A 3,211-nucleotide genomic window follows, 5' to 3' on the forward strand; every position below is an offset into this window, starting at 1 on the left:
CGCGGTTGAGGTGATGGGGTTGGCTTCACAACCGAATCCTACGCCGCATCAGCGCTTTACACCACGCTCGCCAGCCTCTCAGGCGCCCTCTCGCGAATAAGACGGGCTAGTACTTCACTGTTGGGCCCGCGAAGCGACTGAAACGCGTGCTCGTCCCGACAAAAGCTCGTCATACAGCCGGACATAACGATCGACCATCTGGCTCGCCGTGAAGTATTTCTGATACCTCTGCTTGGCTCGCTCGCCCATTTGTGCCGCCAACTCGGGATTGTCGAAGAGAACCCGCATTGCTTCTCTGACAGCGCCTGGATCGCTTGGCGGAACGACAAGACCTGTTTCGCCGTGAATGTTGACGTAACTCGTCCCCGTCCCGACTTCGCTAGAGATCAGAGGCTTTCCATACATTGATGCTTCCAGCAGAGTGATGCCAAATGCCTCTGACCGAAGATGCGAGGGAAACACCGCTGCATGGCAGAGATTGAACAGGGCAACTTTTTCGCTGTCTGTCGGCGCTCCTACAAAATGGATATCCGTCAACTTAAGGTCGATGGCATGCTGACGCAACTCCGCTTCAATCGGTCCCGCTCCGGCAATAACGACGGTATAATCAGAGCCGCGGAGCGCGTCGAGCAGAATATGGAGTCCTTTATAATATCGAAGGACTCCCACGAACAAAAAGAAGCGCTTGCCGATCAAGCTGGGCCATTTGGCGCAAATCGAGGGGTCATAGGCAGGGTACGTTGAGCGATCCAGGCCGATCGGAATCACTTTCGTTTTTTCTCGGAAGTCTATGAGCGTTTCACTGGTCCTGAGATAGTTCGGCGAAGTCGCGACTATTCTGTCTACGCTGTTCAGAAACCGACGCATCAACGGCCCATAGACCTTCAGCAAGATTCGCTGCCGGATGATGTCCGAGTGATACGTCAGTACAACAGGCTTCGATACATTCGTAGCAAAATAGACCATGTCCGCGAACGGCCACGGAAAATGGAGGTGAACAATATCTGCCTGCTGCGCGAGCGCGGAGAATTTTGGGAACGCTCTAAAGGAAAAGGCCGTAGACCTGATCTCAAAATTTCGCCGAATGCGGTGAGTGATATGATTGTCAAACAGAGCGGTCTCGTCGTCGACGTTCGGGCTCAGCGAAAGCACCTCGACGTTTATGCCTCGCCGGCTGCTCCCGTGCGCCAGCTGGAATATAAACTGTTCAACGCCCCCGTGGGAGTCTGGAGCATAGGTTTTGAAGAAGTGCAGGACTTTCAAGATCAATCCAGACTCGAGAGAAAACAGGAGGCGCGATCTCGTACACTTCGAGTCGCGTTAGACTGCAAAAGGACCAAAAAGTTAACCTCACCAAGCGGTGAAAGGCCTCGAACACGGCTTTTCCTTTGCGCCCTTTGCATAGCCTCAGAGCATGAGCCTGCCGGTGGTACCCTTGCTCTTGTTCCTCATCGAGAGTGGGATCTGTTGGCGCCGATCGCATCCCGCTTGGCCGCAGCAAGATCGCTCGCGACCATCTCCTTGACGAGTTGGGCGAACGGCGTCCTCGGCTTCCAGCCGAGCTTTTCGCGCGCCTTGCTGGCATCGCCGATCAGAAGTTCGACCTCGGTCGGACGGAAATAGGTCGGATCGATGCGCACGACGGTCTTGCCGGATTTCCTGTCGATGCCGGTCTCCTCGACGCCCTTGCCGCGCCATTCGATGGTCCGGTCCACTTCCGCAAATGCCAGCTCGACGAATTCGCGCACCGAGCGGGTCTCCCCGGTCGCCAGCACGAAATCGTCGGGTTCATCGACCTGCAAAATCCGGTGCATGCCTTCGACATAATCCCGCGCATGGCCCCAGTCGCGCTTGGCCTCGAGGTTGCCGAGATAGAGCATGTCCTCAAGACCGGTTTCGATTCGGGCTACGCTGCGCGTGATCTTGCGCGTCACGAAGGTTTCGCCGCGGATCGGGCTTTCATGATTGAAAAGGATGCCGTTGGAAGCGAACATGCCATAGGCCTCGCGGTAGTTCACCGTGATCCAGTAGCCATAGAGCTTGGCGACAGCGTAGGGCGAGCGCGGATAGAACGGCGTGGTTTCCTTCTGCGGCACTTCCTGAACCAGGCCGTAGAGCTCCGAGGTCGACGCCTGATAGAACCGCGTCTCCTTTTCCATGCCGAGAATCCGGATCGCCTCCAAGAGGCGGAGCACGCCGATGGCGTCCGCGTTGCCGGTATATTCCGGGCTTTCGAAGCTGACGCCGACATGGCTTTGGGCGGCAAGATTATAGATCTCGGTGGGCCTGACCTGCTGCACCAGCCGGACCAGGTTGGTCGAGTCGGTCATGTCGCCATAATGAAGCAGGAACGGCACATTGCCTTCGTGGCGATCCTGGTAGAGATGATCGACGCGGGCGGTGTTGAACGAGGACGAGCGGCGCTTGACGCCATGCACGGTGTAGCCGAGGCCGAGCAGATATTCGGCTAGGTAGGCGCCATCCTGCCCGGTAACGCCGGTGATCAGCGCAACGCGCCGTTGTGAGCTTTCCGCTGTCATACTATCCTATGTCTCATACTTAGTCAGTTCAAAGTGCCTCATGTCCACTCCTGCCTTTCTAGGCATTCGGCGGTTGGACGGTTATGCCTTTTTATGAAGTATCCGACCCAGTCTCGCGCCGAAAAGCGGTTGGCGTGACTCCAATCAATTTTTGAAACGCACGGTTCAGCTGGGATGCATCGCTAAATCCTACCGCGTGCGCCACATCGGAAAGTGATAGATTGCGATCGGATAACAGTTCTCTCGCTCGTCGAATCCGCTCTGATTGCACATGCTGGTACGGGGACAGCCCTACTGATTCCTTAAAGGCCCGAATAAAATGAAATGGGCTCAGCCCCACTAGCGCTGCCATATCGGATATCGTTATGTCACTCGAGATTTGAGAATCGACAAATTCTGTAATGCGCCCTAGCTGACGTGCAGTTAACCCTCCTCGAACACCCTCCCGCTGGGCCCCCGCTGGGTCAGCGGCATGCCGTAGTTCCCGCAAGAGCAACAGCCCGAGTGTCTCGGCATAGGCGGCGTCGTTTATACCAGAGCCGTCTAACACACTTCGGAGCTTTAGCCCGTCTTATTCGCGAGAGGGCGCCTGAGAGGCTGGCGAGCGTGGTGTAAAGCGCTGATGCGGCGTAGGATTCGGTTGTGAAGCCAACCCCATCACCTCAACCGCG

The 3,211-nt window shown here is 56.5% G+C and carries 3 protein-coding genes; all 3 read right to left on the reverse strand.

The features are described 5' to 3' along the window. Positions 1–114: 114 nt before the first annotated feature. The 3 genes from QJT78_RS49670 to QJT78_RS49680 all read right to left on the reverse strand — a co-directional run bounded on the left by QJT78_RS49670 (position 115) and on the right by QJT78_RS49680 (position 3,090). Positions 115–1,263 carry a glycosyltransferase family 4 protein gene (locus QJT78_RS49670; RefSeq protein WP_038953563.1) on the reverse strand — a complete coding sequence of 383 codons (1,149 nt, stop codon included), beginning with the start codon at positions 1,261–1,263 and terminating at the stop codon, positions 115–117. A gap of 185 nt (positions 1,264–1,448) precedes the next feature. Beyond that, positions 1,449–2,540 (reverse strand): GDP-mannose 4,6-dehydratase, encoded by a 1,092-nt coding sequence (gene gmd, locus QJT78_RS49675; RefSeq protein WP_038953562.1) that lies wholly within the window; start codon positions 2,538–2,540, stop codon positions 1,449–1,451. 91 nt (positions 2,541–2,631) lie between these two features. Continuing rightward, positions 2,632–3,090, reverse strand: coding sequence for an AraC family transcriptional regulator (locus QJT78_RS49680; RefSeq protein WP_080587077.1), 459 nt, complete (start codon positions 3,088–3,090; stop codon positions 2,632–2,634). Positions 3,091–3,211 lie beyond the last annotated feature (121 nt).

The sequence above is a fragment of the Bradyrhizobium sp. Mp27 genome (assembly GCF_029953005.1).
In the GTDB taxonomy this organism is placed as follows: domain Bacteria; phylum Pseudomonadota; class Alphaproteobacteria; order Rhizobiales; family Xanthobacteraceae; genus Bradyrhizobium; species Bradyrhizobium barranii.